This window comes from Streptomyces meridianus (assembly GCF_023703325.1).
Taxonomy (GTDB): domain Bacteria; phylum Actinomycetota; class Actinomycetes; order Streptomycetales; family Streptomycetaceae; genus Streptomyces; species Streptomyces meridianus.
The window spans coordinates 97465-122352 of record NZ_JAMQGM010000019.1 but is presented as its reverse complement, the minus strand read 5'-3'; the positions used below and the strand labels follow the sequence as shown (position 1 = coordinate 122352).

Below are 24888 nucleotides of genomic sequence, written 5' to 3'. Positions count from 1 at the left end.
CCGGGGGTGGTCTCCCCCAAGTCACTGCATCAGGAAGAGAGCACCACGACAGCCATGGCTGAGGCTCAGAACTATCCGGCGGGTTCCACCACCACCGGGGCCGTCGCGGTGGCGGCGGAGTCCACCGTCGCCACCCGGATGAGTGCGCCCCCGTCGTACGACGTGGCGGACTTCCCGGTTCCGCACGGCCGCGAGGAGGAGTGGCGCTTCACTCCCCTGGAGCGGCTGAAGGGCCTGCACGACGGCAGCGCGGCGGCCACCGACGGCGCGGTCTCGGTGAACATCGACGCCCCCGCCGCCGTCACCGTCGCCATGGCCGACCGCGACGACGAGCGCGTGGGCCGGGCCGGCAAGCCCGTCGACCGGGTCGGCGCCCAGGCCTACTCGTCCTTCGACAAGGCCACCGTGGTCTCCGTGCCGAAGGAGCAGGTGCTCGACGAGCCCGTGCGCGTGGACATCCACGGCAACGGCGGCGTCGGGTACGGCCACCTCGTGATCGAGCTCGGCGCGTTCGCCGAGGCCACGGTCGTCGTCAACCACACCGGCAGCGCGGTCTACGGCACCAACGTCGACTACCTCCTCGGCGACGGCGCCAAGCTGACCGTCGTGTCCGTCCAGGACTGGGCCGACGACGCGGTCCACACCGCCCAGCAGAACGCCCTGGTCGGCCGGGACGCGACGTTCAAGTCCGTCGTCGTCACCTTCGGCGGGGACCTGGTGCGCCTCTACCCGCGGGTCTCCTATGCGGGCCCCGGTGGCGAGGCCGAGCTGTTCGGCCTGTACTTCACGGAGAACGGCCAGCACCACGAGCACCGTCTCTTCGCCGACCACAACGCCCCCAACTGCCGCAGCAACGTGGTCTACAAGGGCGCGTTGCAGGGCCAGGACGCGCACGCCGTCTGGATCGGCGACGTCCTCATCCGGGCCGGGGCCACCGGTACGGACACCTACGAGATGAACCGGAACCTGGTCCTCACGGACGGCGCCCGGGTCGACTCGGTGCCCAACCTCGAGATCGAGACCGGCGAGATCGTCGGAGCCGGACACGCCTCGGCGACCGGCCGCTTCGACGACGAGCAGCTCTTCTACCTGATGGCCCGCGGTATCCCCGCCGACGAGGCCCGGCGCCTGGTCGTCCGCGGCTTCTTCGCCGAGCTGGTTCAGCAGATCGGCCTGCCGGACGTCGAGGAGCGGCTGATGGCCAAGGTCGAGGCCGAGCTGGAAACGGCCGCGGCATGAGCGAGGACTTCGTACGCGTCTGCGCGCTGGGCGACCTCGAGGAGGACGAGCCCAAGCGGGTGGAGATCGGCGGTACCCCCGTGTCCGTCGTCCGCACCGACGGCGACGTGTTCGCGATCTACGACATCTGCTCGCACGCGAACGTCTCGCTCTCCGAGGGCGAGGTGGAGGACTGCACCATCGAGTGCTGGCTGCACGGCTCGCGCTTCGACCTCCGCAGTGGCAAGCCCACCGGCCTGCCCGCCACCCGTCCCGTCCCCGTATACCCCGTCAAGATCGAAGGAGACGGCCCCGATGCGGCAGTGCTCGTCTCCGTCACCCAGGAGTCCTGAGGCAACCCATGGCAACGCTTGAGATCCACGACCTGCACGTCTCCGTCGACGCGGAAGGCGGCGCCCGAGAGATCCTCCGAGGCGTCGACCTGACCGTCAAGCAGGGCGAGACACACGCCATCATGGGCCCGAACGGCTCCGGCAAGTCCACCCTCGCCTACTCGCTCGCCGGTCACCCCAAGTACAAGATCACCGGCGGCACCGTCACCCTCGACGGCGAGGACGTCCTCGAGATGTCCGTCGACGAGCGCGCCCGCGCCGGTGTCTTCCTCGCCATGCAGTACCCGGTCGAGGTCCCCGGCGTCTCCGTCTCCAACTTCCTGCGCACCTCGGCCACCGCCGTGCGCGGCGAGGCCCCGAAGCTGCGCACCTGGGTCAAGGAGGTCAAGGAGGCCATGGAGCGCCTCAACATGGACCCCTCCTTCGCCGAGCGGAACGTCAACGAGGGCTTCTCCGGCGGTGAGAAGAAGCGCCACGAGATCCTTCAGCTCGAGCTGATCAAGCCGAAGATCGCGGTCCTCGACGAGACCGACTCCGGCCTGGACGTCGACGCGCTGCGCACCGTGTCCGAGGGCGTCAACCGGGTCCGGGAGAGCGGCGAGGTCGGAACCCTGCTGATCACCCACTACACGCGCATCCTGCGCTACATCAAGCCCGACTACGTCCACGTGTTCGTGAACGGCCGCATCGCCGAGTCCGGCGGCGCCGAGCTCGCGGACAAGCTGGAGAACGAGGGCTACGAGGCCTACACGAAGGGCGGGGCCACCACGTGACACAGCTGCCGGGCCTCCTCGACACAGAGGCGATCCGCAAGGACTTCCCGATCCTGGACCGCCAGGTCCACGACGGGAAGAAGGTCGTGTACCTGGACAACGCGGCGACCTCGCAGAAGCCGCGCCAGGTGCTCGACGCGCTGAACGAGTACTACGAGCGGCACAACGCCAACGTGCACCGCGGAGTGCACGTGCTCGCCGAGGAGGCCACGGCGCTGTACGAGGGCGCGCGGGACAAGGTCGCCGCCTTCGTCAACGCACCGAGCCGCGACGAGGTGATCTTCACGAAGAACGCCTCGGAGTCGCTCAACCTCGTGGCCAACATGCTCGGCTGGGCCGACGACCCCTACAGCGTCGACCGCGACACCGAGATCGTCATAACGGAGATGGAGCACCACTCCAACATCGTTCCGTGGCAGCTGCTGTCGCAGCGCACCGGCGCGAAGCTGAAGTGGTTCGGCCTCACCGACGACGGACGGCTCGACCTGTCGGACATCGAGCAGGTCATCACCGAGAAGACCAAGGTCGTCTCGTTCACGCTGGTCTCCAACATCATGGGCACCGTCAACCCGGTCGAGAAGATCGTCCGTCGGGCCCAGGACGTCGGGGCGCTGGTCGTGGTCGACGCCTCGCAGGCCGCCCCGCACATGGTGCTGGACGTGCAGGCGCTCCAGGCCGACTTCGTGGCCTTCACCGGTCACAAGATGTGCGGCCCGACCGGCATCGGCGTGCTGTGGGGCCGCCAGGAGCTGCTCGAGGACCTGCCGCCCTTCCTCGGCGGTGGCGAGATGATCGAGACCGTCACGATGAACTCGTCGACGTACGCCCCGGCGCCCCACAAGTTCGAGGCCGGCACGCCTCCGATCGCCCAGGCCGTCGGTCTCGGTGCGGCGGTGGACTACCTCGGCGCCATCGGCATGGAGAAGATCCAGGCGCACGAGCACGCGATCACCGAGTACGCGGTGCGCAGGCTCCTCGAGGTGCCGGACCTGCGCATCATCGGCCCGACCACGGCCGAGGACCGCGGGGCGGCGATCTCGTTCACGCTCGGCGACATCCACCCCCATGACGTGGGGCAGGTGCTCGACGAGCAGGGCATCGCCGTCCGGGTCGGCCACCACTGCGCGCGGCCGGTCTGCCTGCGGTACGGAATTCCTGCGACCACGCGGGCGTCGTTCTACCTGTACTCCACGCCCGCGGAGGTCGACGCCCTGGTGGACGGGCTGGAGCACGTTCGGAACTTTTTCGGCTAATGAAGCAGCGGTTGAGGTTGACTCGTGAAGCTTGACTCGATGTACCAGGACGTGATCCTGGACCACTACAAGCACCCGCACGGCCGGGGCCTGCGCGACGGCGACGCCGAAGTGCACCACGTCAACCCGACGTGCGGCGACGAGATCACCCTGCGGGTGAAGCTCGACGGCGAGAACATCGCGGACGTGTCGTACGAGGGACAGGGCTGTTCCATCAGCCAGGCCAGCGCCTCGGTGCTGAACGAGTTGCTGGTCGGCACCAAGCTGGACGAGGCGCACCGGATCCAGGAGACCTTCCTGGAGCTCATGCAGTCCAAGGGGCGGATCGAGCCCGACGACGCGATGGAGGAGGTGCTGGAGGACGCGGTCGCGTTCGCCGGCGTCTCCAAGTACCCGGCCCGGGTCAAGTGCGCCCTGCTGAGCTGGATGGCCTGGAAGGACGCGACGGCCCAGGCACTGGGCGAGAGCGCTGGAAGGAACACGGTATGACCGACAACGTGGAGACCACCACCAAGCCCGCGAGCGAGGAGGAGGTCCGCGAGGCGCTGTACGACGTCGTGGACCCCGAGCTGGGCATCGATGTGGTCAACCTGGGCCTGATCTACGGCGTCCACGTGGACGACAGCAACGTCGCCACCATCGACATGACCCTGACGTCCGCGGCCTGTCCGCTGACCGACGTGATCGAGGACCAGGCGAAGTCCGCCACCGACGGCATCGTCAACGAGCTGAGGATCAACTGGGTCTGGATGCCGCCGTGGGGCCCCGACAAGATCACGGACGACGGCCGCGAGCAGCTCAGGGCGCTCGGCTTCAACGTCTGAACCACCGCCGGGTGCGGGCTGCCGGTCACGGTGTCCCGCGCCTGCGCGATCCGGCCCCGGTGCTGCACGCACCGGGGCCGGAGTCGTCTGCTGCCGGACGGGGCGTCAGCCCGTGGCGGGCCCCGTCGCGGGCGGAGCGGGCGGATCCTGCGGTCCCGGAGCCGAGTGGCCCTCCGCGGGAGGCCGGCCCGGACCCTCCGGGGTCGGACCGGGGGTTGCCGGTCCGGACGGTCCCTCGGGGCCGGACGGGATGCCGACGGCGGCGGCGAGCGAGGACACCAGGTCCTCGCGCCGGATGCGCTGGTCGACGTAGACCAGGCCGGTGACCAGGGACGAGAACACCTGGGCGACGATCTGGCCGATCATCGAGCCCGTCATGACGAAGGTCATGTAGAGGCCCATGGAGGCGAAGAGGGCCGGAAGATCGGGCTCCGGCCCCATCGTCGCCATCCCGGGGAACCCGACGATCATGCCCACGATGGTGAACGGGATGGACACGGCGTAGCTCAGGCCCACACCGATGACGAAACCCAGCGCGGTGATCCCGAACACGCGCCACCAGGAGCCGCGCACCAGGCGCACCGAGCGGCGCATCGCTGCGACCGCCCGCTGCGGTTCGAAGACCACGGCCTGCGGGGCCAGGCAGAAGCGGATGTGGATCCAGATGCCCAGGGGCAGGAGCACCAGGAAGATCACCAGCATGGCGATGCCGAAGACGCTGCCCGCGTCCTGAGCGTTACCACCGACCGCGAACACCCCGGCGGCGACCATGGCGGCGATCATGCCCACGAGCACCGGACCGAAGGCCGCGAGCCCGGACAGGAGCACGGCTCCGATCACCGAGGGGACCCGGGCCCAGGCCTGCCGCCAGACCGCGCCGAAGGTGACGTCACGGCCCAGGACCGCTTCGCGGACCACGACCGCGCAACTCGCGTACCCCACGGCCGAGGCGATCAGGAGGGCGATGACGGCGAGGAGGTACACCACCCCGAAGGCGACGAGCACCGGTATCAGGTCGGCCGGGTCCGGGTCGGTGCCGTCCGGCAGGTCGAACAGCGCGTTCACGTGGTCCGAGACCACCAGGTACCCGAGTCCGAGGCCCAGCACGATGAGGGCGGCCAGGCCGCCGTACACCGCGCCCGCCGTCCCGAACAGCGGCTTCCAGTAACGGGTCATGGCCGAGAACGAGCCGCTGACGATGTCGCCCACCGACAGCGGGGCGAGCGGTATCACCCCCGGCTTCGGCGGCGGGGGCGGCGCCCACCCCCAGCCACCGGGCGGTCCGCCGTACGGTGCGCCACCACCCCAACCCTGCCCACCGGCCGCCGGGTTGCCCGACGGCTCCCACCCCTGGTCCTTCGACATCTCTGGTCTCCGTTTCGAGTTGTTCCCGCCCCAACCGCCCAACTCTAGACGGTCGCCCGGAGCCGGTGACAGGGGCCTGCGCCGGAGGGGCGACGGCCCGGGCCCGCCGCACCGTCAAGGCGCGGCGGGCCCGGACCTGCACGGGGTCCCGGGGGTCAGGGAGTCAGTCGCACCACCTGCGGATCGTGGTCGCTGGTCTGGTCGGGGAACTCGGCGTTGACGTGCACGATGTCGTACTCGTAGGAGGACAGTGCCGGGCTGACCAACGTGTGGTCCAGCGCCTGCGAGTTTCCGTCGTAGACGTAGGTGTAGCGCTCGGAGGCCGGCAGGGTGTCGACGAGGTCGGTGAGGACACCGCCCTCGAGCGTGTTCACCGCCTCGGAGAAGGCGAAGTCGTTGAGGTCGCCGAGGACGACCACGCGGGCGTCGGACTGCACTGCCAGGATGTCGTCGACGAAGGCGTTGACGACGGCGGCCTGGGACGTGCGCTGCGTCTCGGAGCTGCGGGCGGGCGGCTGGTTCCTGCCGTGCAGGGGCTCGTCGCCGCCCTTGGAGTTGAAGTGGTTGGCGATCAGGACGACCGGCTTGCCGTCGAAGACGAACTCGGCGGCCAGCGGCTTGCGGCTGGCGTTCCAGGCGGAGTCGGCCGGGGCGATCCGGCCGGGGGAGTACTTCAGCTGCGCGGTGCCGGAGCTGTCGACCACCGAGTTCGCGGTGGTGGGGCCGCCGCCGGGACGCGAAGTGAGGCTCACTCGGGCGGGGTTGTAGAGGAAGGCCTGGCGGATGTTGCCGCCGGGCTCGCCGCCGTCCGCACCGTCCACCGGGTCGATCTGGGTGTACGCGTACGACGGGCCGCCCGCTGCTGACACCGCGGCGGCCAGCTGGTCCAGGGTCCGGTCGGCGGCCACCGTCCCGTCGTCCACCGCGCCGTTGTTGTCCTGCACCTCTTCGAGGGCCACGATGTCGGGTGACGTGAGGTTGCCGACGATGCCCTGGGCCAGGGCAGTGAACTTCGAGGCAGGGTCGGACGGGTCGAGATTCTCGACGTTGTAGGTGGCCACGGCCAGCTGGCCCGGACTCTGCGCGGCCGTGGTCTCCTTGGCCGTCCCGCCTGTGGCCAGGGAGCCGAGGGACGTGGCGGCAAGGGTGTAGCCGCCGAACGAGCTGTAGTCGAGCGGGCCGGTCGTCGTGCCGGAGAGGGTGTCACCGACCTTCGCGGCCGGCGCGCTGCCGGTCAGCGGCAGGACCTTGATCCGTCCGGAGTTCTGGCTGCTGTACGAGGAGTACAGCGCCCCGCCTCCGGCGCTGGTGTTCTGCGACGGTTTCACGCCGACCCAGAGTTCGCCGTACGTGTTGGTCGCGCCGACGACCCGGGCGTCGGCCACGGAGACGCGCATGCCCTCGGTGGACTCCAGCTTGTCCAGACCGTAGTCGGTGGGCTGAAGCGTCATCGACTCGATACTGTTGCCGTCGTTGGCGGGTGCGTAGGCGGAGGGGACCGTCGCGTCGTCGAGCGGGGCAGCCGCGGGGAGCGGGTTGCCGCTCGACTGCGTCGTCCAGGTGGCCGAGGTCAGTTCGGTGAGCGACTGGGTTCCGCCGCCGGGGTAGTACTCGGAGACCCTGCCCGTGACGGTGACCTTGTTGCCGACGCTCGTGTGGACGCTGCTCGATCCCCGGTAGACGAAGATGCCGTCGCTGGTGGCGGAGTCCCCGTCGCCGCTCTCGTCCTGGATCCAGAATCCCCGGGACGTGCCGGTGGAGCGGACAGCGGTGACGATGCCGGTCGTGGTGACAGTCGAGCCGTTGTAGGGGGATATGCGGGTCGTGCCCTGGATGGCCGGCACGGTGACGCCGGCTGCCTGTGCCGGCTGGGGGAAGGCGGCCAGGGCGGAGGCCGTGAGCGCGAGGGTGAGCGCTGCGCAGACCGTACGGGCCCGTGTCGGGTTGTCCATGGGTGGCCCTTCGTGAGGGTGAGGAGGAATGGACCTTCGGTGACCGTTCACCGGAGTTGTAGCGACGGGTGGTGGCGCCCGGGTTGCCGTCACGTGGCGGTTGTGTGGTATCTGCGCGCGTGATCGGTGCACTCGGCCGCGCGTCGGGGGGCGCTTCGCCCTCGAGGAGGCCAGGATGGCTCCCATGGGACTGAAGCTGTATCAAATCGCCGTGGACGCACATGATCCGCGCAGCCTGGCCCGGTTCTGGTGCGGGGTTCTCGACTGGCAGGTCCTCTTCGAGGACCCCGAGGAAGTCGTCATCGGAGCCGACGAACACGCCTGGCCGGGCATCGTCTTCCTGCCGGTGCCCGAGGGGAAGTCGGTCAAGAACCGCCTGCACCTCGATCTCAGCCCGGACGACCAGGACGCCGAGGTCGAGCGCTTGCTGGCGCTGGGTGCCCGGCCGGCCGAGGTCGGCCAGGGCGACGACGTCAGCTGGGTGGTGCTGGCCGACCCCGAGGGCAACGAGTTCTGTGTGCTGAGGCCGATGAAGTCGCTCACGGCCTGAGCGTCCGGGACCCCGATCGTTCACGACCGTTCACACCGCTGCCGCCGACTCGTCGGCGGCAGCGGCCGTCGGCCCCGGGAGGCGGCGGACGGGTCGGTGAGTCGATCCGCAGGCTGGACGCCGGCCGTCGTTCGCTCGCACCGAGTGACGCTCGGCGTTCCCGGGACGCGTCTGCCCGACCAGGGGTGCCACTCGCCGATCTTCCGGTCCCGGAGGCTCAGCCCGGCGCCGACCGGTGTGCGCGGGTTGCGTAGGCTCGTCCGCATGGTGTGGTTGACGCTGGCCGGTGCGATTCTGGCCGAGGTACTCGGGACGACGGCCATGAAGTACAGCCACGGTTTCACCAGGCTCTGGCCGTCCCTCGTCACGGTGGTCGGCTACCTCGTCTCCTTCGCGCTGCTGGCGCAGACGCTCAAGTCGATGGGTGTCGGCACCGCCTACGCCGTCTGGGCCGGGGCCGGAACCGCAGCCATCGCCGTGATCGGCATGGTGTTCCTCGGGGAAGCCGTCACCGTGGCGCGGATCGCCGGAATCCTGCTGGTGATCGCCGGAGTGGTGGTGCTCAATCTCGGCGGGGGGACGCACTGACCCGGCCCGCTCGCTCCTGCGCACGGGCGTGAACCCCCTTCGGGCCAACGGGCAACAGGGGATGGACGCTTGAGCCCTGAGCCAGGACGGGGGAAGCCCAGTGAGCCCACCACCGGCGGACGACGCCGCCACCATCGAGGAGTCCCGGGAGAGACCCGAGACCTTTGCGCACCTCTACGACCGCTACGCCGCCGACATCCACCGCTACGTCGCGCGGCGGCTCGGTGACGGAGTCGCCGACGACATCACCGCGGAGACCTTCCTCGCGGCGTTCCGCCACCGGGCCCGCTTCGACACCTCCCGGCACAACGCGCGGCCCTGGCTCTACGGCATTGCCGCACATCTCATCAGCCGGCACCGCCGGACCGAGGTGCGGGGGCTGCGGGCGCTGGCGCGCACCGGCACGGACCCCGTGGCCGAGTCCTGGGCGGACCGGGCCGACAGCCGAGTGACCGCCCAGGCCGCGAAGGCACCGCTGGCGGCAGCTCTGGCCGGACTGTCGCCGCGCGACCGGCACGTTCTGCTGCTGGTCGCCTGGGCCGACCTCACCTATCAGGAGGTGGCCGAGGCGCTGGACATCCCGGTCGGCACGGTCCGCTCCCGGCTCAACCGCGCCCGTCGCAAGGTGCGCACCGCACTCGGCGACGACCCGATGTTCGTGAACGACACCGCGAAGGTGGTGTGAGATGGATGAGATGACCGCGGTGTGCGAACTGCGCGCCGACGCTCCCGTTCCCGACCGTGCGCGGCTGGCACCCGGGCGGATCCGCCTCGTCCGGGCGACGGAACGCACGTCCCGCGCCCGTACCCGCCTGGGCCGCCGATGGGCCGCCGTCGCAGCGGCAGCGGCCGTCGCGGTGGTCACGGTGGCCGCACTGGTCGTCCCCCAGCTGGTGACGGGGAGCGGGGAGCGGTCCGTACGGCCGGCCGCACCCCCGGTGGTACGGACGGACGACCTCGAGGACGCGGCCACCGTGCTGAACCGTGCCGCCGACGCCGTCGAGCGTCTGCCCGACCCCAAGCCGCGTGCAGGGCAGTGGGTGTACCAGAAGACCATGCGCGGCCACGAGTCGAAACCGCAGTCCGGTCCGGCGGAGCAGGAACATTGGTACCCGTACGTGGACCCGCGGTTCGAGAACGGGAAGGAGGGCGACGACCACTCCTTCCGTGAGCGCTACGAGTTGGTGGACCGCCTCCCCGCGGACCCGGAAAGGACGCTGGCCACGGCGCGCGCCTCGTACCCGCCGATCAAGGGGGAGTCGCGCAGCGCACACAGCTTCCGCGCCTCCCGGGTCCTGGCCGACACCTATCCGGTTCCGCCCGGCGGGCTGGCGCGGCTCTACCGGGCCATGGCGACCATCGACGGGCTGAAGGTCGTCGACCGTCTCGTCGAGGACGCCCGCGGGCGGGGCGCCATCGCGGTCTACCTTCCGGAGCGCGACGACGCCTTCCAGGACCAGATGCTCTTCGACCCGCAGACGTTCACCTGCGTGGGACAGCGGGTGGTGGCCACCAAGGCCTATTCCTTCGGGAAGGCGGACCCGCTTCACCCGGACGACACCAAGGCCGGCGACGTCCTGATCAACTCGCTCGTTCTCGAGTCCGGTCTGGTCGATCGGAAGGGGCAGCGTCCCTGACCGCGGGCGGACCGATGAGGGAGCGGCCCGGGCGGAGGGGAGCGGGCCGCTCCCGCTTTTTGTCGTCAACTACCAGCAAATGCAAGGTGATTGGGCTGCTCCAGGGTCCGGAGAGCGCGTACGCTGCCGCGTAGTCGGGGGGTTTGTAATCGCTCTCGTACCGCACGGAGGACGGCACATGGCAGGGGAAGGCTTCATGGAACAGGCTCAGCGGGAGCCGAAGGACCTGCGCCTCGACCAGGCGCACAGCGCGCGGATGTACGACTTCTACCTCGGCGGCAAGACGAACTACGCCCCCGACCGCGCCACGGCGGTCAAGGCGCTCTCGGTCTGGCCGGACGCGATGGTCGCAGCACGCGAGAACCGGGCCTTCATGCACCGGGCCACCCGGGTCCTGGCCCGCGAGCACGGCATACGGCAGTGGCTCGACATCGGTACCGGCATCCCGACCTCGCCGAACCTGCACGAGGTGGCGCAGTCCGTGGTGCCGGACGCCCGCGTGGTGTACGCCGACAACGACCCCATCGTGCTGGCCCACGCACAGGCGCTGATGACCAGCTCCGAGGAGGGCCGGACGGCCTACATCGAGGCCGACGCCCGGGACCCGGAGTCGATCCTCTCCGCGCCGGAGCTCGCCGAGACCCTCGATCTGGACCGTCCGATCGCGGTCAGCCTGAACGCGTTGCTGCACTTCATGCCCGACGACACGGACCCCTACGGGGTCGTCCGGCGCCTCGTCGACGCCGTGCCGTCCGGGTCGGCGTTGGCGATCTCGCACGTCACCGGGGACTTCGACCCGGTGGCGATCAGCGCGATCGCCGACGTCTACCGGGCATCCGGCACGCCGGCGGCGATGCGCACCAGGGCCGAGGTGGCGAAGTTCTTCGCCGGGCTGGACCTGATCGAACCGGGTGTCTCGGTCGCCCACCGGTGGCGGCCGGAGTCGGCGGAGGGCATGGCGGTGGTCGGGGAGGACCTCACCGATGCGAACACCAGCCTGTGGGTGGGCGTCGCCATCAAGCCGTAGCTGCGGAGAACGCCGGACGCGACGGTCCGGAGCCGTCGGTCCGGCCCCCCGGGGGGGGAGCCGCTCCCGGCGAGACCCTCGGGCCGGACCGGCGGGGCCCGTCGCCACCGAGGGCCCGCACCGACGGCTTCGCGCCGGTGCCACGGGCCCGTGGCGTACGGCGGGACCGGTTGGCCGCCGGGCCGGAGGTCCGGTTAGCGTTTGACCATGACCGACACCACCGCCACCCGTTCCACCGGCGCCGTCGCCGCCGGCCTCGCCACCGTCACCGCCGACGGGACCGTCCTCGACACCTGGTTCCCCGCGCCCGAGCTCGTCACGGACGCAGGCCCGGCCGGTACCGAGCGGCTCTCCGCCGAGCGCGCGGCCGAGCTGCTGGGCGCCGCGGCCCCCAAGGCCCTGGGCACCGACGCGCGCCGCGGCGTCGATATCGTCGCGGTGCGTACGGTCATCGCCTCCCTCGACGAGAAGCCGCTCGACGCGCACGACGCGTACCTGCGCCTGCACCTGCTCAGCCACCGTCTGGTCAAGCCGCACGGCCAGAACCTCGACGGGATCTTCGGGCTGCTCGCCAACGTCGCCTGGACCTCGATCGGCCCGGTCGCCGTCGACAGCCTGGAACAGGTCCGCCTCGCCGCCCGCGCCGAGGGTCTGCACCTCCAGGTCACCAGCGTCGACAAGTTCCCGCGGATGACCGACTACGTGGCTCCTGCCGGCGTCCGGATCGCCGACGCCGACCGCGTCCGTCTCGGCGCGCACCTTGCTGCCGGCACCACGGTCATGCACGAGGGCTTCGTCAACTTCAACGCCGGCACGCTCGGCACCTCCATGGTCGAGGGCCGGATCAGCGCGGGCGTCGTGGTCGGCGACGGCTCCGACATCGGCGGCGGCGCGTCGGTCATGGGCACCCTCTCGGGCGGCGGCAAGCAGATCGTCTCGATCGGCGAGCGCTGCCTGCTCGGCGCCGAGGCGGGCATCGGCATCGCGCTCGGTGACGACTGCATCGTCGAGGCCGGCCTGTACGTGACCGCCGGAACCCGGGTGACCCTTCCGGACGGTCAGATCATCAAGGCACTGGAGCTGTCCGGCGCGAACAACCTCCTCTTCCGCCGCAACTCCACGACCGGGACGGTCGAGGCGCTGCAGCGCACCGGCTCGTGGGGCGGCCTCAACGAGGCCCTGCACAGCCACAACTGAGCGGATCGGCACCGTCGTTGACGGCAGCCGGAATGCCATCGAGCGCCCTCCCACCCGCAGCGGGCCGGGAGGGCGCTCGTCGTGCAGCGGCGCTGCCGCGGGGGCGGCCGTTCCGACATCAGGCCCTCTGTCCACCGCAGACGGAGCCGGGTACAACGGGCTGATGAGCCGGAGGAAACGCCGATCGCGCAACCGTCGAAGAGGCCGAAGAAGACGAACGGCTGCTGCTCCGCCGTCCGTCCTGCGGCATGCCGGAGAAGGAGACGCCAAGTCTCCTCAGCTTTGGCGCATCGAACGCGAGAGCAGCAGGTTGTGGAAGCGCGTGCTGTGGATGCTTGCGAGTGCGATCATCCTGATGGGTGCTCTCGCCACCGGGGTGGCAGCGACGGCGGCACTGGGATGGACCGGTGAGCGCGGGGAGTTCACGGCTCGGGAATGCCACATGGAACGCGGCACCAAGGGCGGCTGGACCAGGGTCTGCGCCGGAACCTTCGTCCCCGAGAGCGGCACGTGGACGGACGAGCACGCAGGTTTGCACTGGCCCGACGGCAGAGCAGGCGAGCGGCTCGAGGTGCAGAGCCTGGTCATCGGTGGATACACGGAGGTCGGGTCGGACACCGTGGCCATGCTCCTGACCCTGTGTCTCACTCTCACCACGGTCACGAGCCTCAGCGCGTACGCGGCCCTGTCCCCTCGGAGCAAACGCCGGCTGGTGAGCGTCATGCCACGGCGTTTCCAGCACTGGTATGTCCGTGAGTGGACGATGTCGTGAGCAGATGCCCATGAGCGGCAGCGGGATCGGAGGTCATGACGGATGAGCGTGATGAGGAAGCGGCCGATCTCGGCTTCCGCTTCTCCGCCGAGAAGCAGGAACGAGCGGCACGCATCGGGCATCACTTGGAGCGTGCGCGTCGCTGGTCAGCGATCGAGGACGCCGGGTCTCGGCACCAGGCGGAGAAGAACGGTCGGTGATCCGCCCGCGAAGTGCCCGGTCGGCAAGTGCCGTTCACCTGCCCCGGGTCCGCGGGGGCGACAGAATGGCTGCTGTGAAGGACACGGTCGCGGTTGCCTTGATCACCTCGCTGTCGACGCTCACCGCTGCGGGCCTGGCAGGTTCGGTCTCGGCGTGGGTCACCGGCAGGCAACTACGGCATCAGGGGCTGCTGGCGCGCGAGGAGCGGGCCGAGCAGCGGGCGATCACTTCTCGGGAGATGCGTCGGGACTCGTATGAGCGGTTCCTGTCCGAGGCCGACGCCGTTTACCGCGTGCTGGACGAGGGCTGGTTGGCCCGGCCGTTCCCCGAGTCGGATCCGTGGGAAGCCGGATTCGCCGCGCGAAGGGCACTGGACGAGGCATACGTCCGCGTCCGTCTGGTGGGTCCCGACAACGTCGCCGAGCGGGGCGCCGACGTGGTCCGCAGCGTCGGCGAGGAGTTCCGGCTGCACGCACGCATCGTGCGCTCCCACCCGGGGACCACGGACAGCGCTGCCGCCCTCGATCCCTCGGCGCGCGCCGGCGTTCTGCGCGCCCGGTCCACCACCAGCGAGGAGTTCGTGACCACGGCACGCCGGGCGCTCGGAATCGAGCCGTCGACGGTTCTCGATGCAGCGCCCGTCACGGACAGGCTCGTGCGGGGCCGGACGGCAGCGGCAGGCCAGGAGACGCACACCGGCTGACCGGTGTCCACGAGGTCCCGTGACTCGCCTGCCGTGGACGAGGGGCGACGCCGGAACCCATGCCTCGCAGATGAGCAGGACCGGTGAGGACGACGATCGGACACCCGGGGTCCATCGGACTCAACCGCCGTTCTGCAGTCCTGAGTTCGTCTCACCGGCAGGCAGCCAGTGCTGCCAGCCGCCCCTCAGCACCAGCGCCGCCAGCCGGTCGTACCCGGCGGCCCCGGGGTGGGCGCGTCGCCTGCTCCTGCCTCGGCCTGCCAGGTGTCATCGGCCGCGAGCAACTGCGTGACCGGGATGTACGGCGTCTCCGCCTGAGCGCAGACCCTGTCGAAGCCGTCGGCCAGGGCGAGCAGCCGGTCCAGGTGGCTTCGGCCGCCGGCGATCACCGGTGGTGGTCCCACGACGAGTGCGGCCATCCCGCGTCGGGACGCCCCGGCCAGCAGCTCCGCCAGATTGCTCACCGTGCGCTCGTGCCGGACCCGGACCGCGCCGCACTCCTCCACCGCGTCGTTGATCCCGAACGACACGACCAGCCGGTGGTCCGCAGCGGGGTCGGTCCGCCGGGAGACCTCGTCCCAGCAGCGGGCGAGGACATCGTCCGAAGTGTTCCGGCGCACACCGAGGTTGAAGCCGGTGAGATCACGGCCGGGCGCGTGTGACGCCTGGAGCACCCGGCCGACCCAGCCGCGCTGTCCGGGGTCGCCGATGCCCTGGACGAAGGAGTCGCCGATGAAGAACACGCGTGTGCTGCCGACCACGGTGGAGCCCATCCCTGTGGTTGCCGGTGGGACTCCCGGACCGTACCCGACCGGCGACGGGCTCCCGACAGGCGTCCGGGCACGGGATCACCGTGGCCGGTTCTCCGCGCAGCGCACGCAGGTTCGCGCCGCGGGGCGGACCTCCAGGCGCTCCATCGGGATCGGCTCCCCGCACACCTCGCACCGCCCGTAGACGCCCCGCTCCAGACGCTCCAGCGCCCGGTCCAGGCCGTGCAGCTGGTCCCGGGCCTGAGCCAGCAGGGCGGCGACGTGGGCCCGTTCGAAGGCGGTGCTCGATCCCTCCGGGTCGTGCTCGTCGTCGACCGCCACCAGGGCGTTCGCCTCGACAATCCCCTCGAAGTCCCGGCTCAGCGCCTCGATCCGCGCATTCGTCTCCTCCCGCTCGGCCGCCAACCGCCGGCGGATGTGCTCCCGCTCGGAGACCGGGAGAGCAGCCTGATCGGGCGAATCGGTCATGTCGTTCACAACGCGATGGCGGGTGTTCCGCATTCCGCGCCCCCGTTCGTTCGATCGAGAACGGGATCCGTCCGTTCCGGGAGTCACCCTCCCGGCGCCGAGAGCGCCGACGGGCCCGGGCGGCGTCCGTTCCGGCCTCCGGGGAGACAACTCGGAACCATGCCGATGAGATTGCGATTCGGTGATGTATCGCCACATGTGCCTCTCGTGGGGCAGAACTTTCTCATGACATCGCGATGCAGACATGGCGGACTGCACGCTCTGGTGCGACCGCTCCTGCCGGTCGTCAGTGCCGTGCTTCTTGCGACCGGCTGCACCGTCAGCGGCACGGGGGGCCCGTTGTACCCGGAGAGCAAGGACTGCGCCGCCCGGTTGCGCTTCGAGGGTCGTACCTACCACGGTGTGCGCCTCGTGCGGATGCCACGGACGGACGGTGCGCTCGGGACCGGGATCATCCCGGAGTGCGACGGCAAGACCGTGGCGGACCGTGTCCGTGTGTCGCGCGTCGACGGGATTCCCGTCGCCGATGCACTCATGGTCAACGGCTACGTGTGGGTCACGGGCCGACGCGACAGGCTGCCCGATTCGCTGCGGGAGGCGAACGAGAAGGTGCCGTGCGCCGGTACCGCGCGGTTCACCGGGACCTGGCTCGGTGCGGACGCCGAGGAGGACGGCAACGACGTACTGCACCCGCCGTACAACGCCAGGTTCAGGGCGCGTGAGGGAACCGGGCTGCCGCTCGTCCGCTGGACCACTGTGGAGATCCAGGCGCGCGTCACCAGCGACACCTCCCCGGTCCCGTCCCGGGACTTCGTGCATCAGGCGCTCGGTGAGGACCATCCGGTCACGGTGGTCGCCCACTGCGAGGGGGAGCGGTTCGAGGTGGACGAGATCGCGCTCGCCCGCTGATCCGCGCACGGTCACCAGTTTCGCCACCAGCGCTGGTCGGATGGGTGCCCAGGGATCACCACGGCCCTGGCGAGGACGGTTTCGTCCAATACGCTTACCAGCACGCGTAGTTCGAGCGCCGGCTTCCTGGGCAGTCGGTGCAGAGCCGCTTCGAGGACGTCCCGGTCCGCATCCGGCGCACCGCAGCACTCGGGGATGCTGCAGCCGGCGACGGGGATGTCCGTCAGGTTCCGTTGCGGGCCGTGGGCGAACGCCTTCCACCGGTGGAAGGCCTCGAAGACGGCTCCTGGCCACAGCGACTCGCGTTCGAGCCGGGCGATGGCGGCGTGGCACGAGCCGGACAGCCGGTCGATGGCCGGATGCCGCGGCCGGGAGGGGCGTCGGGCGTGAAGGGCGCTCCGCAGAGCGTGCGGCCGCCTACGCGGCACGGACCTTTCGGTGTCGTCGCATCATGGCGGCACGGTAACGGGCCGGCGGTACGCGCCGCACGGTGTTTTTCCGCACCCGGAAGGCCACTGCAGTCCAGGGGGTGGACATGCCCTTGTGGGGGAGTCGGCGCGATTGATACCCCCGACCGGAGGCCCGGGCACCGAGACACCTGTGCACCTGCACCGGGCACCGGACCGGAAGGAGAACCGTGCCCGAGAGGCGTACGGACGTGCTCGTCGTCGGCGGTGGACTGGGTGGCGTCGCCGCCGCACTCGCCGTCTGCCGCCGGGGTCGCAGCGTCGTGCTCAGCGAGCCGACCGACTGGCTCGGCGGCCAGCTCACCAGCCAGGCCGTGCCGCCCGACGAGCACCCCTGGATCGAGCAGTTCGGCTGCACTGCCTCCTACCGGCAGTTGCGCGACGGCATCCGCGACTACTACCGCAGCCACTACCCGCTGACCGAGGCCGCCCGCGGTGCCCGCAACCTCAACCCCGGTGACGGCCGGGTGAGCAAGCTCTGCCACGAGCCCCGGGTCGCGCTCGCCGTCATCGAGTCGATGCTCGCCCCGCACCGGGCGTCCGGCCGGCTGACCGTCCTGCTCGGACACGAACCCGCCGCCGCGCACACCGACGGCGACACCGTCCGCGCCGTCACCTTGCGGGACGCCGCTTCCGGCGACGAGATCACGGTCGCCGCCGACTACGTCCTGGACGCCACCGAGACCGGGGACCTCCTGCCGCTGGCCGGCGCCGAGTACGTGACGGGCGCCGAGAGCCGCGACCGGCACGGCGAACCGCACGCACCGGACGTCGCCGACCCGGCCAACATGCAGAGCATCACGGTGTGCTTCGCAGTCGACCACCGGGACGGGGAGAACCACGTCATCGACCGGCCGCGCGACTACGCGTTCTGGCGTGACTTCCGTCCGGAGTTCTGGCCCGGTCCGCTGCTCGGCCTCACGGCCCCCGACCCGCCCACGCTCGAGCCGATGGGACGCCGCTTCGTGCCCCACCCGGACACCGCGACGGCCGCCCGCGTAGCCGAGGGCAAGGAGAAGGGGGACGCCGACCTCTGGCTGTTCCGGCGCATCCTCAGCCGCGACAACCACCGTCCGGGGGCGTTCGGTTCGGACGTCACGCTGGTCAACTGGCCGCTGAACGACTACTGGCTGGGCAACGTGATCGAGGTGGACGAGGCGAGCGCCGCCCGTCACCTGGAGCAGGCGCGGCAGTTGTCGCTCAGCGTGCTGTACTGGCTGCAGACCGAGGCCCCCCGCCCGGACGGCGGCACCGGCTTCCCGGGTGTGCGCCTGCGCCCGGACGTCACCGGTACGCGTGACGGGCTGGCCAAGGCCGCGTACATCAGGGAGTCCCGCCGCATCGAGGCGGTCACCACCGTCACGGAGAACGACGTGTCGCTGGCCGTGCGGGGCGACCGGGGCGCCACCCCGTTCGAGGACTCCGTCGGCGTCGGCAGCTACCGGATCGACCTGCACCCGTCGACCGGTGGGGACAACTACATCGATATCCCCAGCCTGCCGTTCCGCATTCCGCTCGGCGCGCTGCTGCCGGTGCGGATGCGGAACCTGCTGCCCGCCGCGAAGAACATCGGCACCACGCACATCACCAACGGCTGCTACCGGCTGCACCCCGTGGAGTGGAACATCGGCGAGGCCGCGGGCGCGCTGGCCGCGCACTGCCTGGAACATCGCCTCGAACCGCAGCAGGTTCACGGTGAAAAGGCCCGGTTGGCGGACTTCCGGGCCGAGCTGGTCCGGCAGGGCGTCGAACTCGCCTGGCCGGAGGTGCGGGGGTACTGAGGGGGATCAGGCTCAGCGAAACTGCAAGGGTCCAGTTCTGGTCATGCGCTGAGGTGTTCGTGAAGCATCTGCCAGGTTCCGGCGTTGTTGACGAGGACGTTGGTGCCGCGTCCGCTTCCGGATCGAGGCCGGCCGTCGATCGTTCCGGTCCAGGTGAATCGGTAGCGGCAGACCGCGTGGTCATCGCTGTGGAGGATCCACTCCAGGTCGTTGATCCGGTAGACCTCGTCACGAATAGTGCTGAAGGTCTCAGCGATGGCGGAGAGGACGGCTTCCCGGCCATGGTGGGATCCGTCGGAGAACCAGTAGACGGCTTCGGGAGAGATCAGCGGGAGAAGCTGGGTGGTGTCGTGGCTGTTGGTGGCCGTCTCATAGGCACGGACGAACTCGGTGAGCGCGGCAGTGGGTTCCGGTATCAACTGGTTCTTCTCCCCGTTCGCGACAGAGCAGATGGCTGAGCCTGTCAGGTCAACCCGACCGCGCCACTCGAGGCGCGGCCGGGGCCCGTACGCTCAGACGCTCATCTCGCCCAGCTCCGACCAGTCCTCACCGGGTACGGTCGTGTTGACGACACGTGGCGTTTCGTCCAGGTACTGCGGGAGCGTCTGCTGGGCGGCCTTGAAATGGTCCGACTGCACGTGGGCTGCGCCCGCGTCCTCGTCACGGAAGGCCTCGACCAGAACGTACTCCGCCGGGTTCTCGATGCTCCGCGACCAGTCGAACCACAGGCACCCGGGCTCGTTGCGGGTCGCCGTCGTGAAGTCCGCAGCGATCTCCGGCCACTGATTGGCGTGCTCGGGCCGGACACGGAACTTGGCGGTGATGAAGATCATCGGTCTCCTTCGTCGGTCGTTCTGTCCCAGTCTGCCTGCCCGCTCGTGGGCGAAGCATGAGCCTCGCGGGCGGTCGGCCGGCTTTCCGTGGCACAGCTCCCTCCCCTCGGGCCGGCCCCCGTGCGGCTCAGGGCATCAGGTGGTCCAGTAGCCCGTCGCCCGCCGGATACGGAGGTTCGACGGGCAGCAGCCGGTCCGCGGCCGCCGCGTCCCCGGAACGCACCAGCGCGTGGATCTCCCGGGCGAGCGGCGTCACATCGGTGACGGCGACCAGCCACTCGTCGGCGTAGCGGGCCGCGGCCTCGCCGCTCAGACCGAGCTGGAGCGAGCGATGGGGCAGCGGGCGCAGCTGCGGGTCGCGCTCGGGGTCCCACTGCACCCGGGCGGGGGAGTGCCTGAGTTGCTGCCGCCAGGCGGCACGGTCGGCGTGCAGCCCGGGCTCGTAGTGCGACAGGCAGGCGTTCCGCAGCGCCCACGCGAAGCCGTCCCGGGAGATCTCCACGGCGAGGACGGTCTCCTGGCCCTCCTTCGTCCCCCAGCCGCAGCGGTACATCATCCACAGGAACGACGGCTTGATCCACGTCATGCGGTCGCGCTTCCAGGCTGCGGGGAAGCGGTTGTCGCGCGCCGCCGGGCGGCCGATCCCCGGCGGGTATGCCTGGTAGACGGTGAGCGTCGTGGCGGTGTGCCGCGCACGGACCTGATATTTCGGTTGTTCCACGGCAGCAGCATGAAGCCCAACGGGCCCGGTGGGCCACTGCATTCGCGACGGCACCGCGGGCGTCCGGCGCGTGACCGGAGGACCGCTGGTGGAGGACCCCGGCACGTCATACGATCACCTCCGGGGGACACGGCATCGTCGACGGACCCGGCACGGGCGCACCTCGCCCGACAGACCGGGACCACGTGGGCGGACATCGTCCCCCGGCACAACCACCGGAGGGGGAGGTCGCGTTGAGAGCACCGAGGGCCGCCCGGTCACGGCTCCGTGGCACCCGCCCGGCCTCCCGGGACGAGCGGACCACATGACCTTCAGCGCGGAACACCTGACCGTCATCCTCGTCGTGGCGCTCTTCGCCTACGGACTCAAGGGCCTCACCGGATTCGGACCGGCGCTGCTTTTCGTCCCCGTCGCGTCCGTGCTGTTCGACCAGCCGCTCGCAGTCGCCGCGTCCGGAGCCCTGGACGCGACCTCGGGGGCGGCCATGACCGCCACCGATCCGCAGATCCGCAAGGGACGTGAGGGTTTCCTCGTCGGCGCCGCCATGGCCGTGGGAACCGTGGCCGGGGTGGTGGTCCTGAGCTTCGTGCCGAGCGTCGTGGCCGCCGCGGTGCTGGTGCTTGCGGTACTCATCGGCCTGGCCTCGGTCGTCATGGCCCAACTCCGCGGCCCGGTCGAGGAGTCACGGAAGCTCGGATCCAAGGGCGGTGCGGTCGGCCTCACGGCCGGAATCATCGGGGGCATCACGGGCATCAACGGTCCGCCGCTGGTCATCTACCTCCAGCGCGTCCTCACCCCGCACGACCTGCGCATCGTGGTGACCCGCGTCCTGCTGGTCTCCGCCGTGGTCCGGGTGCTGACCTTCCTCGTCGTCGAGGACGACATCGGGCCGGCCATGCTCCTGACGCTCGTCTGCCTGCCCATGCAGCTGATCGGGATCCTTCTCGGAAGCCGGATGTCCCGCAGGACCTCGGCCCGGACCCTGGCCGCGGTCAACAGCGCTGTCGTCGCCCTGTCCGTCCTGCTCGCCGCCTACAACGCCATCTGGGAAAGCAGGGGTTGAACACCGTGACCAGCTCGGTCGACTTCACCTTCGCCACGTCCGGCCTGCAGTCGATGCTCAAGTTCTTCACCGGCACGCTGGACGCCGCCTACTTCGGGTCGACGCCGTTCCTCCTCGGTTACGCCTACGGCCTTCCGGTCCGCGCCATCGGAATCGCCCAGCGGCTCGGCACCGGGCACGCCGTCGTCACCCGCGGACAACCCCCGACCCGGCCGCGGATCGGCACAGTCTCCGGCAGCACCGGCCACGAGATCGCCCACGTCTGGGCAACACGGACCGACCGCGAACCCGTCTTCGTCGATCTCCCCCCGAACGACCAGGTCATGGCGTTCAAGGCCGGATTCATCGACGGAATAGCCTGCTGGGAGCCCTACACCACCCTGGCCGTCCGCCTCGGCGGCGAACGCGTCCTCACCGGCCGGGAGTCCGGCAACCAGCTCAACCTGGTCTGCGCGAGCAGCGAGGCCTTACGGGAACGGGCACCCGCACTGCGCGCCCTGCTGCGCACCCACGACCAGGCGACGCACAAACTCAACGACGGCGTCTCCCGCAGCGAACTCCACTTCCTCCAGGGCGTCTTCGGAGACAGCCTCTCCCAGTCCGAGTGCGAGGTGATCCTGCGCGACGGCATCGAATGGGCCGACTCCGCCGAGAGTTCGCCGACCGGACGGCGGGACGAGATCACCGCATCCCTCCGGGCGTCGCGCGACTTCCTGGTGTCCGCCGGACTGATCTCCGGCAACCTGCCGGATCTCGCCGACGCCGTCGCGCACCTCGGTGACGAGGCCGAGAGCGAGGACCCCGACCGGGCCCGCACACTGCGCCTCGGCTACTCCGACTCGATCATGTGCGCCCCGATCCTCCTCGGCCGGCACGCACGGCTGTTCCGGGCCAATGGCCTCGACGACACCGACAGCGAGAGCCGCATCGTGGAACGGATCGCCGCGCTCGACGAGGACTACCGCAAGGCCCTGCGCAGCATCCGCACCCTCATCTCCCCCGAGCCCGAACTGGCCGTGATGAAAGCCGGCAAGATCGTGGAGCAGGAGCTCGCCGACTTCTACGAGCGCTGCTTCGACCGGACACCGCCCCGGGCCATCAGCGGCGCCATCGACGAGCTCAGCCGCTTCGGCGTCATGCCCACTCGGGCGGCCGCCGCCGCGCACTGGCTGCGCAACCTGCGCAACGACTCCGCCCACCGTGGCCGCGAAGCCGTCCAGTACGCCGAGACCGCCTACCGGCTCACCGTCGAGATCCTCGAATGGCTCCAGCAGGAGACCGCACAGCAACTGCCCCGTTGCGCCCGGTGCGGGAGGGCGATCGAGGACGACAGCTGGGTCGCGTGTCCGCACTGTGCGCAGGTGCGGCGGCGGGACTGCGGGGCCTGCGGCGAGCCCGTCCAGGCCTCGTGGAAGGCCTGCCCGCACTGCGGTCACGGTGTGCAGGGGCAGCGATGACCGAGGTGCAGCTGCCCGGCGCGGGCGACGGGCTCGACCCCGCTGCGGCAGGCCCCGCGCCCGTCACCGCAGCCCCCGGGCGCTCTGCCGACCTGGACGACGTCACCGGCGTTCGGCAGGCCGTCACCGTCGTGCTGCCGGTGCGTCTCCGGCAGGCCCCCGACTGGGACGAGGGACCCTTTCCCTTCGAACTCGGCAGCAGGCGGACCGATGCCGCCACCCGGGCCACCTACTTCGCCCCGGCATCGGCCCGCGTGCTCTACGGGATGCCCGGCCGTCCCTGCCGCTGGCACCGGGCGGTCACCGTCGACCACGACGGGCTGCGCCTCCACGGCCTGGAGCTGCTGCGCACGGCCACCTCCCGCAACCCCCGGCACGCCCTCGCCGTACTGCACTTCACCGCGACGCGGCCACTGCTGCCCCTGCTGCGTGCTGTCGGCCACCGGCCGGCAGCGGGCCCGGACCCGCTCACCGGGCCGTTCGCCCCCGAGCTGCTGCTCGGAGATGTCGCGGAAGTCCGCACCGGCAGCGACCCGTTCGCCCTCGGCCGCCCGTACACCATCGCCTTCCTGACCCCGGACGTGGGGCACACCCCCGCGCTGCGGCCCGCCCCCGATGCGGAGCTGCCCACGAGCGCCGACCGGTGGCTGTGGCAACTCGCCTCCCGCTCCACACCGGCGGACTACCCCCTGGCCCCGGAGACTGCCGCGGAGCAGCTCGGCCGGACCGTGCGCATCTCCGCCGACTGGAGTGCCCTGGTACTGCGGCACGGTGCCGCGTTCCTCGGCCACCGCGCGGACACCGGCGAGGGCGACTTCTTCGATTTCGGGGCGCTGCACGCCCGCACCGTCTACCTGGACGCCCTGCTGCTCGGGTCCCTCCAGCGCGACCACATCGACGAACTCACCGAGGAGCTCTCCGGTGTCTTCGACGGCTCCCGGCTGGCAGCCCGGGTCGCCGGGCTGGAGCGGAACATTGCACTGTTCCGCAGCACCTACTGGCGCCAGCACCTGACCGCTCACGGGCCCGCGAACGAACTGCTGCTCGCCTTTCAGTCGCAGCACCGGCTGCCGGTGCGCTTCGGCGAGATCCTCGCCGAGGCCGCCGACTACAGCCGGCTGGTGCAGACCCAGGAGAGCCAGCAGATCAGCGGTGCGCTCGGCGTGCTGACGATCCTCGGTCTGCCGCTCGGCACGGCCCTGAGCATCCTCCAGGTCCTCGGGGACGAGTCCCCGGCGCACCTGCTCGTCGCGCTCGGGCTGTCCGTGGCCGCCACCGCTGCGGCACTCACCACCCGCTACGGACGGCTGGTGCTGTCGTCCCTGCGCGGCGGCAGCCGGCCCCGGCCCCTCGGCGCGCCACGGACCGGCAGCGGGAACGACGATGAGTGACCCGGTACAGCACCTGCACGTGGATGCCGCGGGCTCCGCGCCCGCGCTGCTGCTGCGGCCGTGGGAGGAGGGGGACCTGGGGTGGCTGGCCGGGGCGGTCCGCGACCCGGCGCTGCGCCGGTGGACGCGGCTGCGGTGGGAGAGCGACGCGGACGGCCGGCGGTGGCTGGAGGAGCAGCGGCACGGCTGGGCGACCGGGGAACGTCTCGCCTTCGCCGTACTCGAAAAAGGGGCGGACGGTGGGGCCGACGCCCGGCCGGTCGGCAACGTGGTGCTCAAGCGGCCGGGTTTCGACGGGACGGGCGCCGAGGTCGGCTACTGGACGGCCGCTTCCGCCCGGGGCCGGGGGACGGCTCCGCGCGCCGTGGCCGCGCTCACCGCCTGGGCCTTCGAGACCTTCGCCGCCGATGGGCTCGCCCACGTGGCGCTGATCCACCAGGTGGACAACCCGGCCTCCTGCCGCGTCGCCGAGAAGGCCGGCTATCCGCTCGCCGACGTGCTCCCGCCCCATCCGCCGTATCCCCTCGAGGGGCATCTCCACATCAGGAACGCCGCTGCCGACGTGAACGCCCCATCCGGCAGGGCCCGTTGAGGGCCTGCCGGACGGGGCGCCAC

General features: G+C 70.8%; 29 protein-coding genes. 21 read left to right on the top strand and 8 right to left on the bottom strand.

What is annotated here, in order from left to right:
* Positions 1-54 precede the first annotated feature (54 nt).
* Genes sufD through M1E25_RS09495 form a run of 6 tightly spaced genes read left to right on the top strand, consistent with a single transcriptional unit; the run spans position 55 to position 4421 of the window.
* Positions 55-1239, top strand: coding sequence for a Fe-S cluster assembly protein SufD (gene sufD, locus M1E25_RS09520; RefSeq protein WP_251412595.1), 1185 nt, complete (start codon positions 55-57; stop codon positions 1237-1239).
* Complete coding sequence (locus tag M1E25_RS09515) at positions 1236-1571, top strand: non-heme iron oxygenase ferredoxin subunit (RefSeq protein WP_251412593.1); 336 nt, start codon at positions 1236-1238, stop codon at positions 1569-1571. The genes sufD and M1E25_RS09515 overlap by 4 nt, the downstream gene beginning before the upstream one ends.
* Positions 1572-1579: 8 nt before the next feature.
* Complete coding sequence (gene sufC, locus M1E25_RS09510; RefSeq protein WP_251412591.1) at positions 1580-2344, top strand: Fe-S cluster assembly ATPase SufC; 765 nt, start codon at positions 1580-1582, stop codon at positions 2342-2344.
* Complete coding sequence (locus M1E25_RS09505) at positions 2341-3597, top strand: cysteine desulfurase (protein ID WP_251412588.1); 1257 nt, start codon at positions 2341-2343, stop codon at positions 3595-3597. Before sufC ends, M1E25_RS09505 begins: the two co-directional genes overlap by 4 nt.
* A gap of 24 nt (positions 3598-3621) precedes the next feature.
* On the top strand, positions 3622-4086 hold the full coding sequence (sufU, locus tag M1E25_RS09500; RefSeq protein WP_251412585.1) for a Fe-S cluster assembly sulfur transfer protein SufU: 465 nt from the start codon (positions 3622-3624) through the stop codon (positions 4084-4086).
* On the top strand, positions 4083-4421 hold the full coding sequence (locus tag M1E25_RS09495; RefSeq protein WP_251412582.1) for a metal-sulfur cluster assembly factor: 339 nt from the start codon (positions 4083-4085) through the stop codon (positions 4419-4421). The genes sufU and M1E25_RS09495 overlap by 4 nt, the downstream gene beginning before the upstream one ends.
* Before the next feature lie 105 nt (positions 4422-4526).
* On the opposite strand, the gene M1E25_RS09490 is transcribed toward M1E25_RS09495, so the two are convergent.
* Together M1E25_RS09490 and M1E25_RS09485 are read right to left on the bottom strand one after the other, a co-directional pair.
* Positions 4527-5786: a DUF7847 domain-containing protein gene (locus tag M1E25_RS09490; protein WP_251412579.1), complete on the bottom strand. Its 1260-nt coding sequence runs from the start codon at positions 5784-5786 to the stop codon at positions 4527-4529.
* A gap of 155 nt (positions 5787-5941) precedes the next feature.
* A complete protein-coding gene (locus M1E25_RS09485; protein ID WP_251412575.1) occupies positions 5942-7738 on the bottom strand; it encodes a DUF8508 domain-containing protein in 1797 nt (598 codons plus the stop codon).
* 184 nt (positions 7739-7922) lie between these two features.
* On the opposite strand from M1E25_RS09485, the gene M1E25_RS09480 reads away from it, so the two are divergent.
* The 9 genes from M1E25_RS09480 (at position 7923) to M1E25_RS09440 (ending at position 14413) form a co-directional block, all read left to right on the top strand.
* Entirely contained in the window at positions 7923-8288 is a 366-nt protein-coding gene (locus M1E25_RS09480) for a VOC family protein (RefSeq protein WP_251412566.1), read from the top strand.
* A gap of 264 nt (positions 8289-8552) precedes the next feature.
* Complete coding sequence (locus M1E25_RS09475) at positions 8553-8876, top strand: DMT family transporter (protein ID WP_251412564.1); 324 nt, start codon at positions 8553-8555, stop codon at positions 8874-8876.
* Positions 8877-8976: 100 nt separating this feature from the next.
* Positions 8977-9561: an RNA polymerase sigma factor gene (locus M1E25_RS09470; protein WP_251412562.1), complete on the top strand. Its 585-nt coding sequence runs from the start codon at positions 8977-8979 to the stop codon at positions 9559-9561.
* Between the two features lies 1 nt (position 9562).
* Positions 9563-10513: a CU044_5270 family protein gene (locus M1E25_RS09465; RefSeq protein WP_251412560.1), complete on the top strand. Its 951-nt coding sequence runs from the start codon at positions 9563-9565 to the stop codon at positions 10511-10513.
* A gap of 178 nt (positions 10514-10691) precedes the next feature.
* A complete protein-coding gene (locus M1E25_RS09460) occupies positions 10692-11540 on the top strand; it encodes an SAM-dependent methyltransferase (protein ID WP_251412558.1) in 849 nt (282 codons plus the stop codon).
* 207 nt (positions 11541-11747) lie between these two features.
* Positions 11748-12737, top strand: coding sequence for a 2,3,4,5-tetrahydropyridine-2,6-dicarboxylate N-succinyltransferase (gene dapD, locus M1E25_RS09455; protein WP_251412557.1), 990 nt, complete (start codon positions 11748-11750; stop codon positions 12735-12737).
* A gap of 322 nt (positions 12738-13059) precedes the next feature.
* Complete coding sequence (locus M1E25_RS09450) at positions 13060-13509, top strand: hypothetical protein (protein ID WP_251412555.1); 450 nt, start codon at positions 13060-13062, stop codon at positions 13507-13509.
* Positions 13510-13544: 35 nt separating this feature from the next.
* Entirely contained in the window at positions 13545-13709 is a 165-nt protein-coding gene (locus M1E25_RS09445) for a hypothetical protein (RefSeq protein ID WP_251412553.1), read from the top strand.
* 74 nt (positions 13710-13783) lie between these two features.
* Entirely contained in the window at positions 13784-14413 is a 630-nt protein-coding gene (locus tag M1E25_RS09440) for a hypothetical protein (protein WP_251412550.1), read from the top strand.
* Positions 14414-14598: 185 nt separating this feature from the next.
* On the opposite strand, the gene M1E25_RS09435 is transcribed toward M1E25_RS09440, so the two are convergent.
* Positions 14599-15174 (bottom strand): GDSL-type esterase/lipase family protein, encoded by a 576-nt coding sequence (locus M1E25_RS09435; protein WP_251412547.1) that lies wholly within the window; start codon positions 15172-15174, stop codon positions 14599-14601.
* 87 nt (positions 15175-15261) lie between these two features.
* A complete protein-coding gene (locus M1E25_RS09430; protein WP_251412545.1) occupies positions 15262-15651 on the bottom strand; it encodes a TraR/DksA family transcriptional regulator in 390 nt (129 codons plus the stop codon).
* A 294-nt stretch (positions 15652-15945) separates the two neighbouring features.
* On the opposite strand from M1E25_RS09430, the gene M1E25_RS09425 reads away from it, so the two are divergent.
* Positions 15946-16560, top strand: coding sequence for a DUF6281 family protein (locus M1E25_RS09425; RefSeq protein ID WP_251412543.1), 615 nt, complete (start codon positions 15946-15948; stop codon positions 16558-16560).
* 11 nt (positions 16561-16571) lie between these two features.
* Here M1E25_RS09425 and M1E25_RS09420 read toward each other — a convergent pair whose 3' ends face one another.
* On the bottom strand, positions 16572-16988 hold the full coding sequence (locus M1E25_RS09420) for a hypothetical protein (protein WP_251412541.1): 417 nt from the start codon (positions 16986-16988) through the stop codon (positions 16572-16574).
* A gap of 209 nt (positions 16989-17197) precedes the next feature.
* Between M1E25_RS09420 and M1E25_RS09415 the strand changes: the two genes are divergently transcribed.
* On the top strand, positions 17198-18808 hold the full coding sequence (locus M1E25_RS09415) for an FAD-dependent oxidoreductase (RefSeq protein WP_251412539.1): 1611 nt from the start codon (positions 17198-17200) through the stop codon (positions 18806-18808).
* 41 nt (positions 18809-18849) lie between these two features.
* Here M1E25_RS09415 and M1E25_RS09410 read toward each other — a convergent pair whose 3' ends face one another.
* The 3 genes from M1E25_RS09410 to M1E25_RS09400 all read right to left on the bottom strand — a co-directional run bounded on the left by M1E25_RS09410 (position 18850) and on the right by M1E25_RS09400 (position 20404).
* Complete coding sequence (locus M1E25_RS09410) at positions 18850-19227, bottom strand: YybH family protein (protein WP_251412537.1); 378 nt, start codon at positions 19225-19227, stop codon at positions 18850-18852.
* A gap of 93 nt (positions 19228-19320) precedes the next feature.
* Positions 19321-19641, bottom strand: coding sequence for a putative quinol monooxygenase (locus M1E25_RS09405; protein WP_251412535.1), 321 nt, complete (start codon positions 19639-19641; stop codon positions 19321-19323).
* 127 nt (positions 19642-19768) lie between these two features.
* Positions 19769-20404 carry a DUF4291 domain-containing protein gene (locus M1E25_RS09400; protein WP_285830565.1) on the bottom strand — a complete coding sequence of 212 codons (636 nt, stop codon included), beginning with the start codon at positions 20402-20404 and terminating at the stop codon, positions 19769-19771.
* Between the two features lie 262 nt (positions 20405-20666).
* On the opposite strand from M1E25_RS09400, the gene M1E25_RS09395 reads away from it, so the two are divergent.
* Genes M1E25_RS09395 through M1E25_RS09380 form a run of 4 tightly spaced genes read left to right on the top strand, consistent with a single transcriptional unit; the run spans position 20667 to position 24865 of the window.
* On the top strand, positions 20667-21425 hold the full coding sequence (locus M1E25_RS09395) for a TSUP family transporter (protein WP_251412529.1): 759 nt from the start codon (positions 20667-20669) through the stop codon (positions 21423-21425).
* 5 nt (positions 21426-21430) lie between these two features.
* Positions 21431-22882: a DUF4145 domain-containing protein gene (locus tag M1E25_RS09390; RefSeq protein WP_251412526.1), complete on the top strand. Its 1452-nt coding sequence runs from the start codon at positions 21431-21433 to the stop codon at positions 22880-22882.
* Positions 22879-24273: a hypothetical protein gene (locus M1E25_RS09385; protein ID WP_251412524.1), complete on the top strand. Its 1395-nt coding sequence runs from the start codon at positions 22879-22881 to the stop codon at positions 24271-24273. Before M1E25_RS09390 ends, M1E25_RS09385 begins: the two co-directional genes overlap by 4 nt.
* Positions 24266-24865, top strand: coding sequence for a GNAT family N-acetyltransferase (locus M1E25_RS09380; RefSeq protein ID WP_251412522.1), 600 nt, complete (start codon positions 24266-24268; stop codon positions 24863-24865). Before M1E25_RS09385 ends, M1E25_RS09380 begins: the two co-directional genes overlap by 8 nt.
* The last annotated feature ends 23 nt before the right edge of the window (positions 24866-24888 follow it).

Bases quoted from the DNA above. Each gene is read 5' to 3' on its own strand.
- sufD (WP_251412595.1), top strand. From the start codon at position 55: ATGGCTGAGGCTCAGAACTATCCGGCGGGTTCCACCACCACCGGGGCC.
- M1E25_RS09515 (WP_251412593.1), top strand. From the start codon at position 1,236: ATGAGCGAGGACTTCGTACGCGTCTGCGCGCTGGGCGACCTCGAGGAG.
- sufC (WP_251412591.1), top strand. From the start codon at position 1,580: ATGGCAACGCTTGAGATCCACGACCTGCACGTCTCCGTCGACGCGGAA.
- M1E25_RS09495 (WP_251412582.1), top strand. From the start codon at position 4,083: ATGACCGACAACGTGGAGACCACCACCAAGCCCGCGAGCGAGGAGGAG.
- M1E25_RS09490 (WP_251412579.1), bottom strand. From the start codon at position 5,786: ATGTCGAAGGACCAGGGGTGGGAGCCGTCGGGCAACCCGGCGGCCGGT.
- M1E25_RS09485 (WP_251412575.1), bottom strand. From the start codon at position 7,738: ATGGACAACCCGACACGGGCCCGTACGGTCTGCGCAGCGCTCACCCTC.
- M1E25_RS09480 (WP_251412566.1), top strand. From the start codon at position 7,923: ATGGGACTGAAGCTGTATCAAATCGCCGTGGACGCACATGATCCGCGC.
- M1E25_RS09475 (WP_251412564.1), top strand. From the start codon at position 8,553: ATGGTGTGGTTGACGCTGGCCGGTGCGATTCTGGCCGAGGTACTCGGG.
- M1E25_RS09465 (WP_251412560.1), top strand. From the start codon at position 9,563: ATGGATGAGATGACCGCGGTGTGCGAACTGCGCGCCGACGCTCCCGTT.
- M1E25_RS09460 (WP_251412558.1), top strand. From the start codon at position 10,692: ATGGCAGGGGAAGGCTTCATGGAACAGGCTCAGCGGGAGCCGAAGGAC.
- dapD (WP_251412557.1), top strand. From the start codon at position 11,748: ATGACCGACACCACCGCCACCCGTTCCACCGGCGCCGTCGCCGCCGGC.
- M1E25_RS09445 (WP_251412553.1), top strand. From the start codon at position 13,545: ATGACGGATGAGCGTGATGAGGAAGCGGCCGATCTCGGCTTCCGCTTC.
- M1E25_RS09430 (WP_251412545.1), bottom strand. From the start codon at position 15,651: ATGACCGATTCGCCCGATCAGGCTGCTCTCCCGGTCTCCGAGCGGGAG.
- M1E25_RS09405 (WP_251412535.1), bottom strand. From the start codon at position 19,641: ATGATCTTCATCACCGCCAAGTTCCGTGTCCGGCCCGAGCACGCCAAT.
- M1E25_RS09400 (WP_285830565.1), bottom strand. From the start codon at position 20,404: ATGCAGTGGCCCACCGGGCCCGTTGGGCTTCATGCTGCTGCCGTGGAA.
- M1E25_RS09395 (WP_251412529.1), top strand. From the start codon at position 20,667: ATGACCTTCAGCGCGGAACACCTGACCGTCATCCTCGTCGTGGCGCTC.
- M1E25_RS09385 (WP_251412524.1), top strand. From the start codon at position 22,879: ATGACCGAGGTGCAGCTGCCCGGCGCGGGCGACGGGCTCGACCCCGCT.
- M1E25_RS09380 (WP_251412522.1), top strand. From the start codon at position 24,266: ATGAGTGACCCGGTACAGCACCTGCACGTGGATGCCGCGGGCTCCGCG.